Below are 14217 nucleotides of genomic sequence, written 5' to 3'. Positions count from 1 at the left end.
CCGCCCCGCACACCCCGCGCCGCGCCCGGTCGGGCCCGCCCCGCACACCCCGGGGCGGGCCCGGCCACGTTCAGCGGGCCGGCATCAAGTACCCCAACTGCGAGACCGCCGGCCACAGTTCGTCCGCGAGCCGGGCCGCACCGGCCACCGCGCCGACGAACACCTCGGGCGCACTCGCCGCGGCCACCAGCCCGCCCTTGGCCACCCCCGCCAGCCCGGCGACCAGCCCCGCCCCGGCCGCCGCCCAGACGCCCAGCGCGAGCAGCGCGCCCACGCCCAGCCCGGCCAGGAACAGCTCGCCCTCCCGGGTGAACAGCCGCCGGTCGCGCTGCACCGCGGTCGCCAGTTCGGGGAGCAGCGCCGGCCCGAGCGACCGGGCGCGCAGCCGGGCCGCGATCAGGTTGAGCATCGCCTCGCGGATCTTGTCGGGCAGTTGCACCGACTTCAGCGACACCCGGTGGATGTGGTACAGGACCAGCCCGTCGTAGCCGGGGCGCCCGTTCGCGGGCCGCGGGTGGTCCCGGAGGTCCACCCGGTTCGTGGGCCAGTAGCAGATCCAGTCGACGTAGGTGTCCCCGTTCACCTCGGTGACGTTGAGCGGCATCGGCAGCACCATCAGCCCCGCGCCGAGCCGCCAGTCGGTGCCCGCGCAGACCACCGTGTCGGGCAGTTGCCGGACGGCGGTCTGCTGCATGACAGCCAGCCGGTTCCCGATCATCCGTCCGCACGGGTCCCGCAACACCGAGATCTTGCCCTGGAGTTCGCGGTAGGTGTCGAGGGCGCCGTCCTCGGTGCCGACCTCCAGGGCCTCCAGCCGCAGCTCCGGGACGTGGTTCTGGATGCCGAGCATGTCGGGCTTGAGTGCCCCGCCGGGGGTGAGCTCGCGGATCGCCTTGACCAGCTTGACCGCCGGGGTGCTCTTGTCCTTGAGCATCCGGGTGATCGCTTCGACCTTCGCCACCGGGAAGGTGTTGCGCAGGTCCTCCGAGAGCACCTGGAGCACCATGCGCAGCACCGGATCCGGCGGCTGCGGGGTGAGCCTGGCGTACGGCAGAGCGTCCTGCGGGTTCAGCTGGTCCCGGCGGGGCGTGCCCCACCACTCGCCGAGCCGGTCGAGCTGGAAGGTCACCCAGGTCGCGCCGGGGCGGGCCTCGAAGTCCGACCCGAAGTGATGGCGGACCCACAGCTCCGCGGCCAGGTACTCGAAGACCGTCGGCGGCTCCTCGCGCGGGCGGCCCAGCAGCCGGCAGGCGTCCTCGTCGCGCAGGAAGCTCACGCCATGTCCTTGAACGGGCTGCTGACGGCGATGTCGGTGCCGGAGGTCGGGGTGTACTCGTTCCACTCGGCGATCAGGGTGCCCCGTCGGCCCGGGCGGCGGACGGGGAACGGCGTCAGGGTGCCGTCGTGCCGGTGGGTGAGGCCGGCCAGCAGCAGGTGCCGGCCGTCGTCCGGTACCCGCACCACCCGGGCGGTCTCCTGGATCCGGCGGTCGTCGTACTCGTCGACGACCACGACGGTGTCCGCCTCGAAGCCCGCACTGGACGCCACCGGCACCAGGACCGGCGCTCCCCCGGCGGCCGGTTCGACCACGGCGGCGCAGGTGGTCACCGCCTCGTCCTCCAGCAGTAGCGCGCTGCTGCCCGGGTTGGCCGGCGGGATGCCCGGGTAGTTCCGGTCGTCGTAGGCGGCGATCTCCCGGGCGATCGTCAGGTACGGATGGTCGGCGGGCAGCGGGGCGCCGTGGAAGCCACCCTCGGCGAAGCGCACCCAGGCCTCTTCCCAGCCCTTGCGCACGGTGAGCACCACCCGGGCGCTGCCCGCGCGCAGGAAGGCCTGCCGGTTGGCGTCGGAGTGGGTGATCCGGCTGACGAAGGCCCAGGCGGCGGGCGCGTCCCAGAAGTACGAGTAGAGGAAGGTGACGACGTTCTCCCACTCGATGGCCTGGTTGATGAAGGCCACCTCCGCCTCGTGCCCGAGCACCACCGCCCAGGCCGCGGCGCCCACCCCGACCCCGCCGGTGTCGTCGCCGGGAAAGCCGGCACCGTGGCGCAGCCGGCCGGGGTCCGCGGCGACGGAGGCCCTGAACGCATCCACCACCTCCTGCGGCATCACGTGGTAGTCCACGCCGAGCAGGAAGCGCAGCACGCCCTTCATGACCTCGTCGCTCTCCTCGCGCCGGAGCGTGAGGGTGTCCACGCCGTTCAGCCGGTCCCGCAGGGCGGCGGCGCGGGCGGCGAGGTCCTGCTGTTCGGCGTAGTACTTGGTCTGGGCGGCGTTGAACAGGGCCGACCAGACGCCGTTCTGCCACTGCCGCCGGGCCTCGTCGGTGGGTTCGACGACGGCGGTGAGGCTGAGCCAGGTCTGCCGGTTGTTGACCAGGTGGAGGCTCACCACGGACGGCCCGCCCGCGTGCCGCAGCAGCCCGCCGTTGGCCGGGTCGGCGAGATCGACCGGGCCGTGGGAGCCGAACGGCTCGTTCCACTCGGGGATGGTGCTGCCGAGCACCTTGAGGTTGTAGTGGTAGTCGCCGGTGCGGCTCTCGGAGGCGAACTGGAACCAGAGGTTCTTGATCCAGTACCCGTCCGGGATGGTGAGCGGCGGCGCGTCGTAGATGCCCGCGCCGTCGTTGTTCGGCGCGGTGGCGGAGACGTGGACGTCCGGGTGCGGGCCGGGGGCGAGCGACACCACGGCGCCGTACCGCTCGGCGAGCACCAGGTAGTGCGGCTGGCTCTCGCCGGCGCGGATCTCCTCGGTGATGTCCGAGTGCGGGACGTCGAACTGGAAGGGGCCCAGCTTCGACTCCAGCGCGTCGAGTTCGGCGTACGCCTCGCGCAGCGCACCGGCCGGTTCGGGGATCGCCAGGTCGTAGGTGAGGCGCAGCCCGGAGCGGTACAGCCGGACCCGCCACTTGCGCATCATGCTGAAGTAGTCGATCCGGATCGGGTCGGTGGGGCTGGCGTTCTTCAGCGTGCGGGTGGTGGTCTCCGAGGAGCCGGTCACGGTGGTCGTCGTGATGGTGACCTTGTGCTCCTGCTTGGTGCGCGAGGACGCCTTCTGGGTGACGGTGGTCGCGTGCTTGCGGCTGTCGGTGGCGGACTGGGAGTCGGAGCTCTGGCTGGTCATGCCGGAGGTGGCGGAGCCGGAGATCAGCGGGATCCCGCCGGAGACGGTGCCGGTGACGTTGAACTGGTTGCTGTGCTGGAGCTGGTTGGTGGTGGACTGGGCGAGTTCGGTGTTGTCGGTGACGCCGGTCTCGCTGACGTTCTCCAGCGAGTCGGTGACGATCGAGCTGAACTCCTTGGTGGTGACGGACCACTCCTTCTGGGAGACGGCGGTCTCCTCCAGCGGCGCGAGCGGGATGGTGGCGACGAGTTCGCCCCGCTCGATGCCGGCCGGGGCCATCTCCAGGCGCTCCAGGTTCATCATGCCGATCGGCGTGACCGCCGCGTTGCGGTCGTAGGCGGCGTTCGCGGCGGCGGCCCGGACGGCCAGCGCCAGGCCCTGCTCGGTGCCCGTGGCGCGGCGCACCCGCTCCAGCGCCTCGCCGAAGGCGCGCAGCGCGGTCCCGTCGACGGCCGCGAGGGCGGCGGTGCGCAGCGGACGCTCGGCGGGGTCGGCAGCCGTGGCGGCGAGCAGTTCCCAGGGCAGATCGACTGCCAACTGCTCGCGGACGGCGGCCACTTCGCCGGATCGCAGGTCGAGCCCGCGCAGGTAGGCGTGCCGGGCGAAGGCGGGGCCGTACTGCGGGGTGTCCACCCGCAGCGGGACGAGGGTGGCCTTCGGGATGCCGCGGGCCGAGTGGTCGAGCACCGGCGGCTGGCCGTCCGACCACGGCGGGGTCGGCGGTGCGGGCGGCGTCGCTGGCGCGGGCTGAACGGGTGACGCGGGCTGAGCGGCTGGCGTCGGCGCTGTCGGCTGTGCGGGTGTCCCCGGGACTTGGTCTGGCATGGCGGTCCCCTCCGTCCGTCTGCTGCCCCGGGCCCTACCCGGGGCCGCTCCGGGGACGCGCCGTGACCGAACGGCTCGCGGGGCGCGCCGGGTTGTGCGGAGGTGCGGCACGGCTGCCGGGCCCGCCCGAGCGCCCTCGCCGCGGCGGACACGCCCGCTCGACGCCGCCGGGTTGACCGCCTGCCCCCGGGGCCTCAGAGCGTGAGTGCCCGCGCCGACGCCCCGATCGGCGCCGGGAGTTCGGTGTCGCCGCGCAGGTAGCGGTCCACCGCCGCGGCCGCCGCCCGCCCCTCGGCGATCGCCCACACGATCAGCGACTGCCCGCGCCCGGCGTCCCCGGCGACGAAGACGCCCGGCGCGTCGGTGGCGAAGCCGTCATCCCTGGCCAGGGCCCCGTCCGGGCCGGTGGCGAGGCCGAGCTGGGTGATCAGCCCCTGGTCCGGCTCCGGGCCGGTGAAGCCCAGTGCGAGCAGCGCCAGCTCCGCCGGGATGCTCCGCTCGGTGCCGGCCCGGGGGCTGCGGTCGGCCGGTTCGGCCTCGGCGAAGCCGACGGCGGCCAGTCGGCCGTCCGGGCCGGGCTCGAAGCCGACCGTGGTCGCCGCGAACACCCGGGGCCCGGCCTCCGCGGCTCCCGATTCCTCGTGCGAGGTGGTCTCCCGGTACACCTTCGGGTGGACCGGCCAGGGCTGCCCGGGCGCACGGCCGGCGGGCGGGCGCGGGTTGATGTCGAGCTGGGTGACGGACGCCGCGCCCTGGCGCAGCGCCGTCCCCAGGCAGTCCGCCGCGGTGTCCCCGCCGCCGACGATCACCACGTGCCGGCCCTCGGCGGACACCGGCGGGGCCGCGAGGTCGCCCTCGTCCACCCGGTTCGCCCAGGTCAGGTAGTCGATCGCCTGGTGCACCCCGGACAGCCCGCGGCCGGGCACCGGCAGCTCCCGGCAGGCGGCCGCGCCGACCGCCACCACCAGCGCGTCGCACCCGGCCCGCAGTTCCCCGGCCGCGACGTCCCGGCCGACGCACACCCCGGTGCGGAAGGCGGTGCCCTCGGCCCGCATCTGGTCCAGCCGCCGGTCCAGCCGGTGCTTCTCCAGCCTGAACGGCGGGATCCCGTAGCGCAGCAGACCGCCGGGCCGGTCGGCCCGCTCGTAGACCGTGGTGGCGTACCCGGCCCGGGTCAGCTGCTGCGCGGCGGCCAGCCCGGCCGGGCCCGAGCCGACCACCGCCACCCGCCGCCCGTCGGCCCGTTCGGGCGGCTGCGGCAGGTCCCAGCCCTGCTCCCAGGCCCGGTCGGTGATCGCCAGCTCCACGTTCTTGATCGTCACCGCCGCGCCGTCGATCGCCAGCACGCACGCGCTCTCGCAGGGCGCCGGGCAGAGCCGCCCGGTGAACTCGGGGAAGTTGTTGGTCGCCAGCAGCCGGGCGGCCGCGGCCCGCCAGTCGGCATCCGCCACCAGCCGGTTCCACTCCGGTACCAGGTTCCCCAGCGGGCAGGCGCTGTGGCAGAACGGCAGGCCGCAGTCCATGCACCGGCCCGCCTGCCCGCCCACGACCGGCAGCAGTGCCCCCGGCCGGTACACCTCCCGCCAGTCCCCCAGCCGCTCCTGCGCGTCCCGCCGCTCGCGCTCCGCGCGCGCGGTGGTGAGGAAAGCCATCCGGTCTGCCATCGCGGCCTCCGGCAGGGGCGTGCCGACATGGACCCGGCGGCACGCCCGGCGGACACGCCACCGTGTGGCCACCGTACGCCCCCGCCCGACCCGGCGGAAGTCGGCCGGGAGAGGTCCTGGTCAAGCGGGCGGGGGCAGGCCGTGCCCCGAGCCGGACGGCCGGATCCGGGCGGTGCCGCCGACCGAGTCACCCGACCCCGCGCACGCCGGGTTCCTCGGCGCCGGCGTCCAGTTCCTCGCCCTGCCGGAGCCGCGCGCCCGCCGCGCCGACACCGCCCGGACACCCGACCGCCGCTACGCCGGCCCCGGCCGTCCCCGGCCAATCCCTGACCCGCCGGAAACCGTCGTGGGCACGCCAGGGAGAATCAGAGCCATGACCCACACCGTGCTGATCGCCGAGGACGACCGGGCCATCCGCGACTCCCTCAGCCGCGCCCTCCAACTGGAGGGGTACCGGGTGAGCACCGCAGCGGACGGCGCCCAGACCCTGGCCGTCCTCAGCGAGCAGCGCCCGGATCTCCTGGTCCTGGACGTGATGATGCCCGGCCCGGACGGCCTGGAGGTCTGCCGCCGCCTGCGCGCCGACGGCGACCGCACCCCGGTCCTGATGCTCACCGCCCGGGTCGAGGTCCCGGACCGGATCGCCGGCCTCGACGCCGGGGCCGACGACTACCTGGTCAAGCCCTTCGACGTGGACGAGCTGTTCGCCCGCCTGCGCGCCCTGCTGCGCCGCAACCCGCCCGGGCCCGTCGCGGACGTCCTCACCGTGGCCGACCTGCGGGTCGAACCGCACGCCCGCCGGGCCTGGCGGGCCGGCCGGGAGCTGGAACTGTCCCGCACCGAGTTCGACCTGCTGGAGCTGCTGGCCCGGCACGCGGGCGCGGTGCTCGACCAGGCCACGGTCTACGAGCAGATCTGGGGCTACGACTTCGGCCCGGGCTCGAAGAACCTCGCGGTGTTCATCGGCTACCTGCGCCGCAAGCTGGACCGGCCCGGCCTCACGCCGCTGATCCACACCGTCCGCGGCGTCGGCTACACGCTGCGCGAGTCGTGACCGGCCCGGGCCGGCTGTGGCTGCTGCGGCGGCCGCGGCTGCTGTGGCCGCGCCCGGGTCTGCGCACCACCGTCTCGCTGGCCTTCGCCGCGATGGCCGCCCTGGTCGCGGTACTGATCGGCGCGCTCGGCTACCACTCCGCCGCCCGGCTGATCCGGGACGACGAGGCCGCCGACTTCACCGCGGCCGTCCAGGCGGTGCACCAGCAGGTCGGCCGGGAGAACCTGTTCCCCGGCGACTTCAACGGCACGGGCGGCCTGAGCGAGGAACTGCTGCGCCCGATCCGGGTCACCTCGCAGGCCCTCGGCCCCGATGGGGAGTTGCTGCCCGGTACCGTCCGGATCGACCTCCGGCCGACCCCGGACGACCGCGCCCTCGCCCGCTCCGACGCTCCCGGGCAGACCTCGACCGGGCTGCGGCACGTGCGCGGCGACACCTACCGGGTGGCGGTGATCGCGCTCGGCGGCGGCCGCGGTGCGGTCCAGATCGCCCAGCAGCTCGGCCCCACCGAGCACCTGCTGGCGACGCTCCGACTCCGGACGGCGGCCTCGGTGGCGGCGGTCGCGGTGCTCGCGGGCGGGGCCGGCTGGCTGCTCGCCCGGCGGATCACCGGCCGACTGGTCCGGCTCACCGACGCGGCCGAACTGGTCGCCGCCAGCGGGCGGTTGGACGTCCCGGTGCCGGCCGCCGGGACGGACGAGGTCGGCCGGCTCGGCCGGGCCTTCGACCGGATGCTGGGCCGGCTCGCCACGGCCAAGGAGAACCAGCGCCGGCTCGTCCAGGACGCCGGGCACGAGCTGCGCACCCCGCTGACCAGCCTGCGCACCAACCTGTCGGTGCTGCCCAGCCTGGACCGCCTGCCGCCCGCCGAACAGACCGCGCTGATGGCCGATCTGGCCGAGGAGGCCAGGGAGTTGACGCTGCTGGTGGAGGAGCTGGTGTCCCTCGCCGCGGAGCGGAAGGCGGACGAGCAGCCGACCGAGCTGGTGCTGGCCGAGCTGGTCCGCGAGGCCGCCGCGCAGGCCCGGCGGCGCAGCGGCCGGGAGATCACCGTGGACGCCGACGACACCGTGGTCAGCGCCCGCCCGGACGCACTCGCCCGGGCGGTGGGCAACCTGCTGGACAACGCCGCCAAGTTCGACCCGGCCGGGACGGCCCCGATCGAGGTGGTGGTGCGCGGCCGCCGGGTCGAGGTGCGCGACTGCGGGCCGGGGATCGACGAGGCCGACCTCGCCCGGGTCTTCGACCGCTTCTACCGGGCCACCGCCGCGCGCAGCCTGCCCGGTTCGGGGCTTGGTCTGGCCATCGTGTACGAGGTCGCCCGCTCGCACGGCGGCTCGGCCTTCGCCGCCAACCGGGACGGCGGCGGCGCGGTGATCGGCTTCACCCTCGGTTCCTGACCCGCGACGCCGACGGGCCCCGGTGCGCCCGGCACCGGGACCCGCTGTCACCTCGGTCGGCGTCACACCCGTCGGCGTCACACCCGTAGGCGTCACACCGCCGCGAGCAGCCCCCGTCCGAGCCAGTCGGCGTTGTCCTTCACGCCCGGCAGGACGAAGAAGTAGCCGCCGCCGGTCGGCGAGATGTAGTCGACCAGCGGCTCGTCGATGAGCCGGGTCTGGGTGGCCTCGAACTGCCGCACCACGTCCTGCTGGTAGCAGCAGAACACCAGGCCCATGTCCAGGTTGCCGGCCTTGTCGACACCCCGGTCGTAGTTGAAGCCGCGACGCAGGATGCGCGAGCTGTCGGTGTCGGCGGTGCGCGGGTTGGCGAGCCGGATGTGCGCCTTGAGCGGGATCGCCTTGCCGTCCGGGTCCTTGCCGTAGTCCGGCGCGTCGGTCTCCTGGTGGCCGTCCAGCGGGGCGCCGGTGTCGCGGCGGCGGCCGAACATCTTCTCCTGCTCGGCGAGGGTGACGCGGTCCCAGAACTCGATCAGCATCCGGATGATCCGGATCACCTGGTAGCTGCCGCCGGTGGCCCAGGCGGGCTCGCCGATCCCGTCGGTGACCCAGATCAGCCGGTCCATCTCGCGGGCGGAGGTGGTGTCCGGGTTGACGATGCCGTCCTTGAAGCCGAGCAGGTTGCGCTGGGCGCCGTCCGGGCGGGACTGGTTCTGGAAGCCGTCGATCCGCCAGAGGATCTGCATCGCACCGCGGGTGTGCCGGGTGAGGTCGCGCAGCGCGTGCAGCACGGTGTCCTGCCGGTCGGCGCATATCTGCAGCGAGAGGTCGCCGTGGAGTTCGGCGGCCTGCAGGTTGTCGTTGGGGAAGGTCTTCATCGGGGCCAGCTTGGTCGGCTTGGCCTTGGCCAGCCCGTACCGGTCGTCGAACAGCGAGGCGCCGACGCCGACCGTGACGGTCAGGTTGTCGGTGGGCACGGTGGGGCCGAGGATGCCGCTGTCGGCGGGCGGGGCGCCGACGCCGAGGTCGGGCGGGGTGCCGCCGGCGGTGAGGAAGCGGATGCGCTCGGTCAGGGTCCTGAGGAGATCCTCCAGCGCCTTGCGGTCCTGGGCGATCACCTGGCAGGAGATGAAGGCCGCGTAGCCCGGGGCCGGGGTGGTGACGCCGGCCTGGTGGTCGCCGTGGAACGGGACGGCCCCGCTCTTCGCCTGGTGGCTGTCCCCCGCGGCGGCCGGATCGGCGGCCAGGGTGAAGGCCCCGCCGGCGATCACGGCGGCACCGGCGCCGGCGCCGAGCGCGGCCCGGACGAAGCTGCGCCGGGCCGGGCCGGCCGGGCAGCCGCCCTCGGCGGCGGCCGGGGCGGGCACCGCGGCGTGCGGGAACGGGCAGGAGCCTCCGGTGGCAGCGGTGTGGTCGGTCATCAGGCGGCCTTCCGGATCTCGAGCAGGGCGGGGATGGGGGCGAGGTCTTCGAGCAGTTCGCCGGTGGCGCCGTCGAGCTGGCGGCGGGCATCGGCGGGGAGCTGCTCCAGCGGGGTCCAGCCCGCGGGCCCGTGGGCGGCGGCGACCAGGTCGCCGACCCGCTTCATCCCGGCGTTGACCCGGGTGAGCAGCTGCGGATCACGCTCGTCGAGCAGCGGCTGCAGGACGGTCAGCAGTTCCTGGGTGCCGACCAGGTTGGCCTGGGTGGTGGCCAGGTTGGTGCCGCTGCCCTGGTCGGTGTCGCCGGTCAGCTCGAACTGGAGGGTGTTCTCCAGGATCTCGTGGGCGCGCAGCGGGAGGTCGCCGGGGTCGAAGTCCTGGCCGGGGAAGTCCTGCCCCAGCTTGGCGACGTCGGCGGTCAGCTGGTCGGCGACGGGCGTCAGGTCGGCGGCGGACTGGCCGTGCCAGAGGCCGTACTCCAGGCGCAGGAAGCCGGTGAAGTCCTTGTCCTGGATCTTGTCGGCGAGACCGTCGGGGCGGCCGTCGATCCTGCCGTCGAGGTCGGCGAAGGTGCCGTAGGCGGCGCCGAGCGAGGCGTACTGGAGGTGGGCGGTGAGCCAGTCGGCCCTGGCGGTGGCGAGGTCGCCGCCGTGGACGTCGGCCTGGAGCTTCTGGGTCTGGGTCAGCAGGGTCGCCAGGCCCTTGTTGACGTAGTCCTTGTAGGTGTCGAGCGGGCCCTTGAGGTCGTCCTCGGCGACCGGCTTGACGGCCTTGACCTCGCCGCCGCCGGTGACGTGCACGGAGGCCGAGGTGACGGACTTGCCGCCGGTGGGCACGCAGCGCCAGGCGTAGTCGCCGGAGCCTATGGTCGCGGTCAGCGCGCGGGTGGTGCCGGGGGCCAGGCCCTCGATCTCGCCGTAGACGGCGCCGCTGGCCGGGTTGACCAGGTAGACCTCGGAGACCTTGTCGCCGGTGTTGTGCATCTGGAACACCTGCTGGCCGGGCACCGGGGTGGTGAAGCCCTTGCCGCACTCCTGCTCGGAGACGGAGACGGTGGCGGTGCTGTCCTGCTTGCCGCCGCTGACCGCGATCACGGCCCCGGCCACCACGACCGGCACCGCGACCAGCGCGGTCGGCAGGACCCAGCGCGGCCGCCCGGAGCGGACCGGCTCGGCCTGCCCACCCGTCTCGGCCGGCTCCGCCGTCGCCGCCGTCCCCGCCGTCGCCGTCCCGGCGGCCGGAGCGGCCTTGCCGCCGCGGACGCCCTCGACGAACAGCGTCATCACGATGCACAGGTAGACGAGGTAGCCGACGACCTGCAGGACCGTCATGGTGACGGTCAGGTTGAGGGTGCCCTGCACCAGCGTGGCGTACCAGGAGGAGGCGTCCAGATGGGCGCTCAGGTCGAAGGCGTACGAGCCGGCGCCGCCGACCAGTCCGGACTCCTGCAGGTCGCGCAGGCCGTAGCCGAGCACACCCGCCGCGACCACGATCAGGCCGGCACCGGTGATGGTGAAGAACCGGGTGAGGTTCATCTTCAGCGCGCGCCGGTACAGGCCCCAGCAGAGTCCGGCCGAGAGCACCAGCCCGACGGCCGCGCCGATCAGCGGCCCGGTGGACTCCCCGGCGGTGCGCACGTTGGTCCACAGGAAGAGGGAGGTCTCCAGGCCTTCGCGGCCGACGGCGAGGAAGCTGGTGAGCACCAGCGCCCCGGCGCCCATCGCCAGCGAGGCCTGGACCTTCTCCTTCAGCTCGGCGGAGAGGGTGCGCGCCGAGCGCCGCATCCAGAACACCATCGCGGTGACGAAGCCGACCGCGATCAGGCTCAGCACCCCGCCGAACGCCTCCTGGGCGTGGCCGGAGAGGTTGGCGGCGGTGAAGGTGAGCACCGCGCCGAAGCTCAGGCTGAGCGCGATGGCCGCCGCGACGCCGGTCCACACCTGCGGCAACCGGGCCTTCTGGCCGAACCGGACGAGCGTGGCGACCAGGATCGACACGATCAGTCCGGCTTCCAGGCCTTCACGTAGCCCGATCAGAAAGCTGGGAAACGCCTCATCCCACATGCAGCGGGCTCCTCCCCCGGTCACCCCGGGTCGTACCTGTTCTCTGCGGCCCGCCGCGGGTGACGGCGCAGCGGCACAGCCGAACGCCCCGGACACGGTGGCCCAGGGCGCTTCGGCTTAGCTTAGGCAAACCTTAGAGCCGCCGTGGTCAACTGCACCCCCCGTTCAGGTAAGGGTTCGGTATGAGGGTTGCCAAGCGGCCCACCGACCCGGCGGGCCTCCGCCGCGAGGCATGAACTACCCCCACCACTGCTCGGGCGCCGCCCCCGGCTCCGCCGCCACCGCCACCGGTTCGGCGGCGGGCGTCACCAGCAGCTCGCCGTCGTCCGTCTCGGCGACCCGGTAGCCGCACTCGCGCAGCACGACGGCGGCCGCGCCGCTGACCGCCTCTCGCGCTCCCCGGGAGGGCGGCCCGTCCGCCCCCTCCCCCGGTGCCCAGCCGACCGCCACCCCCTCCCGGCGACGGCCGATCCGCAGCCGGGACGGGCCCGGTGCGGTGTCGAACCCGGCGCGGGCGAGGGTCGCGGTGACGTCCTCGAAGAGTTCAGGGTGATCCACCATTGGCGCAGCGTAGGGCCGGGGTCGCGCGACCTCCGGACACGGCGCGCGCCGAAACGATTCAGCGGCACCCGGCCGCAGCACCACCGCCCGTCCGGGCGGCCGAACGGACGTCAGAACCCCCCGTCCGGCTCGACACGAGCGGCCGGACGGGCCGATGGACGTGCACAGTCGGCCCCCTGCCGACAGCATGACAGAGTAAGCGCTCCATCACCCTGAGCAACGGGTCCAGCGGGTCACCGCCTCCGCGTGCCGGTCCAGCCGGCGGGCCCGTATCGAGAGGTCCCATGATCACAACACTTCGCCGGCCGGCGTTTCCGCCGGCGGGCCTCCAGCACGGCACGCCGAAAACGCCGGGGAGCCCGTCGTGAGAACCGACCAGCAGTCGCAGCCGGGACCGGTGACCAACACACGCGCCAAGCCCGCGAACAAGGCCGAGGCCCTGGCCGACTGGGCCGACGGCCGCCTCGGCATCTATTCCCTGGCCAAGGCCAACCTGCGCAAGATCTTCCCGGACCACTGGTCCTTCATGCTGGGCGAGATCGCGCTCTACACCTTCGTCATCATCATCCTGACCGGCGTCTGGCTGACCCTGTTCTTCAATCCGAGCATGGGCGAGGTCGTCTACGACGGCTCGTACGTCCCCCTCAAGGGCATCCAGATGTCGCAGGCCTACGCCTCCACGATCAACATCAGCTTCGAGGTCCGCGGCGGCCTGCTGATGCGCCAGATCCACCACTGGGCGGCGATCGTCTTCATCGCCGCGATGCTCACGCACATGATGCGCGTCTTCTTCACCGGCGCGTTCCGCAAGCCCCGCGAGATCAACTGGATCTTCGGCGCGCTGCTGCTCTTCCTCGGCATGTTCGACGGTTTCATGGGCTACTCGCTGCCGGACGACCTGCTCTCCGGCACCGGCATCCGGTTCATGGAGGGCGCGGTGCTGGCTGTGCCGATCGTCGGCACGTACCTGCAATTCTTCATCTTCGGCGGGGAGTTCCCCGGCACGGACATCATTCCGCGCCTGTTCACCGTGCACATCCTGCTGATCCCGGGGATCATGCTGGGCCTGCTCGCGGCCCACCTGATCCTGGTCTTCTACCACAAGCACACCCACTTCGCGGGGCCCGGCCGGACCAACGAGAACGTGGTCGGCATGCCGCTGCTGCCGGTCTACACGGCCAAGGCAGGCGGCTTCTTCTTCCTGGTCTTCGGCGTGGTCGCGTTCATGTCGGCGATCGCCACCGTCAACCCGATCTGGCTGTACGGCCCCTACCGGCCCGACCAGGTGTCCACCGACGCCCAGCCGGACTGGTACATGGGCTTCTCCGAGGGACTGATCCGCGTGATGCCCGGCTGGGAGATCAGCGTCTGGGGCGGTCACACCCTGAACCTCGGGGTGTTCATCCCGCTGATGGTCTTCCCGACCGTGCTGCTGGTCATCTGGTGCTACCCGTTCCTGGAGGCCTGGGTCACCGGCGACCGCGGCGAGCACCACATCGCCCAGCGCCCGCGCAACGCGCCGGTGCGCACGGCCTTCGGCGCGGCCTGGATCAGCCTCTACCTGATCCTGCTGGCCGGCGGCGGCAACGACCTGCTCGCCACCCACTTCCACCTGTCGATCAACGCGATCACCTACGCGGTGCGCACCGGCTTCTTCGCCGTGCCGGTGATCGTCTTCGTGATCACCAAGCGGTGGTGCCTGGGCCTGCAGCGGCGCGACAAGGAGAAGGTGCTGCACGGCCGGGAGACCGGCGTCATCAACCGGCTCCAGCACGGCGAGTACGTCGAGGTGCACGCCCCGCTCCCGCCGGGCCGGATGTACACCCTCACGGCGCACGACCAACCGCAACCGGTGGAACTCGCGCCCGAGGTGGACGAGAACGGGGTGGCCCGCAAGGCCGGACTGTTCACGCGGGCCCGGGCCAAGCTGTCCCGCGGCTTCTACGGCGAGGGCAGCCAGATCGCCAAGCCCACCGCCGAGGAGCACCAGGAGATCAGCAGCGGCCACGGCCACCACTGACCCCTGCGGACACCGCGAGGGCCCGCTGCGCCGCCACCGGCGCGGCGGGCCCTCGCGGCTGCGCCCAACGCCGCGGGCTGATCCGA

9 protein-coding genes are annotated in these 14217 nt (G+C 73.5%); 3 read left to right on the top strand and 6 right to left on the bottom strand.

Going from position 1 to position 14217, the window contains the following annotated elements; all coding sequences use genetic code 11:
* Positions 1 to 70: 70 nt before the first annotated feature.
* The 3 genes from P3T27_RS28445 to P3T27_RS28435 form a co-directional block, all read right to left on the bottom strand.
* Entirely contained in the window at positions 71 to 1276 is a 1206-nt protein-coding gene (locus P3T27_RS28445; protein WP_280683530.1) for a hypothetical protein, read from the bottom strand.
* The gene (locus P3T27_RS28440; protein ID WP_280683528.1) at positions 1273 to 3810 is read right to left on the bottom strand and encodes a hypothetical protein; all 2538 of its coding nucleotides are present in this window, start codon (positions 3808 to 3810) and stop codon (positions 1273 to 1275) included. The genes P3T27_RS28445 and P3T27_RS28440 overlap by 4 nt, the downstream gene beginning before the upstream one ends.
* Before the next feature lie 332 nt (positions 3811 to 4142).
* A complete protein-coding gene (locus tag P3T27_RS28435) occupies positions 4143 to 5612 on the bottom strand; it encodes a glutamate synthase subunit beta (RefSeq protein WP_280683526.1) in 1470 nt (489 codons plus the stop codon).
* 373 nt (positions 5613 to 5985) lie between these two features.
* On the opposite strand from P3T27_RS28435, the gene P3T27_RS28430 reads away from it, so the two are divergent.
* Entirely contained in the window at positions 5986 to 6666 is a 681-nt protein-coding gene (locus P3T27_RS28430) for a response regulator transcription factor (protein ID WP_280683524.1), read from the top strand.
* Positions 6663 to 8066: a HAMP domain-containing sensor histidine kinase gene (locus P3T27_RS28425; protein ID WP_280683522.1), complete on the top strand. Its 1404-nt coding sequence runs from the start codon at positions 6663 to 6665 to the stop codon at positions 8064 to 8066. Before P3T27_RS28430 ends, P3T27_RS28425 begins: the two co-directional genes overlap by 4 nt.
* Positions 8067 to 8158: 92 nt before the next feature.
* Here P3T27_RS28425 and efeB read toward each other — a convergent pair whose 3' ends face one another.
* The 3 genes from efeB to P3T27_RS28410 form a co-directional block, all read right to left on the bottom strand.
* Positions 8159 to 9487 carry an iron uptake transporter deferrochelatase/peroxidase subunit gene (gene efeB, locus P3T27_RS28420; protein ID WP_280683520.1) on the bottom strand — a complete coding sequence of 443 codons (1329 nt, stop codon included), beginning with the start codon at positions 9485 to 9487 and terminating at the stop codon, positions 8159 to 8161.
* Entirely contained in the window at positions 9487 to 11550 is a 2064-nt protein-coding gene (gene efeU / locus P3T27_RS28415) for an iron uptake transporter permease EfeU (protein WP_280683518.1), read from the bottom strand. The genes efeB and efeU overlap by 1 nt, the downstream gene beginning before the upstream one ends.
* A 237-nt stretch (positions 11551 to 11787) precedes the next feature.
* The gene (locus P3T27_RS28410; protein WP_280683516.1) at positions 11788 to 12111 is read right to left on the bottom strand and encodes a hypothetical protein; all 324 of its coding nucleotides are present in this window, start codon (positions 12109 to 12111) and stop codon (positions 11788 to 11790) included.
* Between the two features lie 397 nt (positions 12112 to 12508).
* Here P3T27_RS28410 and P3T27_RS28405 point away from each other — a divergent pair, with 397 nt between their 5' ends.
* Complete coding sequence (locus P3T27_RS28405) at positions 12509 to 14131, top strand: cytochrome bc complex cytochrome b subunit (RefSeq protein ID WP_280683514.1); 1623 nt, start codon at positions 12509 to 12511, stop codon at positions 14129 to 14131.
* The last annotated feature ends 86 nt before the right edge of the window (positions 14132 to 14217 follow it).

Origin of the sequence: Kitasatospora sp. MAA19 (assembly GCF_029894125.1) — a bacterium.
Classification (GTDB): domain Bacteria; phylum Actinomycetota; class Actinomycetes; order Streptomycetales; family Streptomycetaceae; genus Kitasatospora.
The sequence above is the reverse complement of the archived record's forward strand: the minus strand, read 5'-3'. Positions and strand labels throughout refer to the sequence as shown.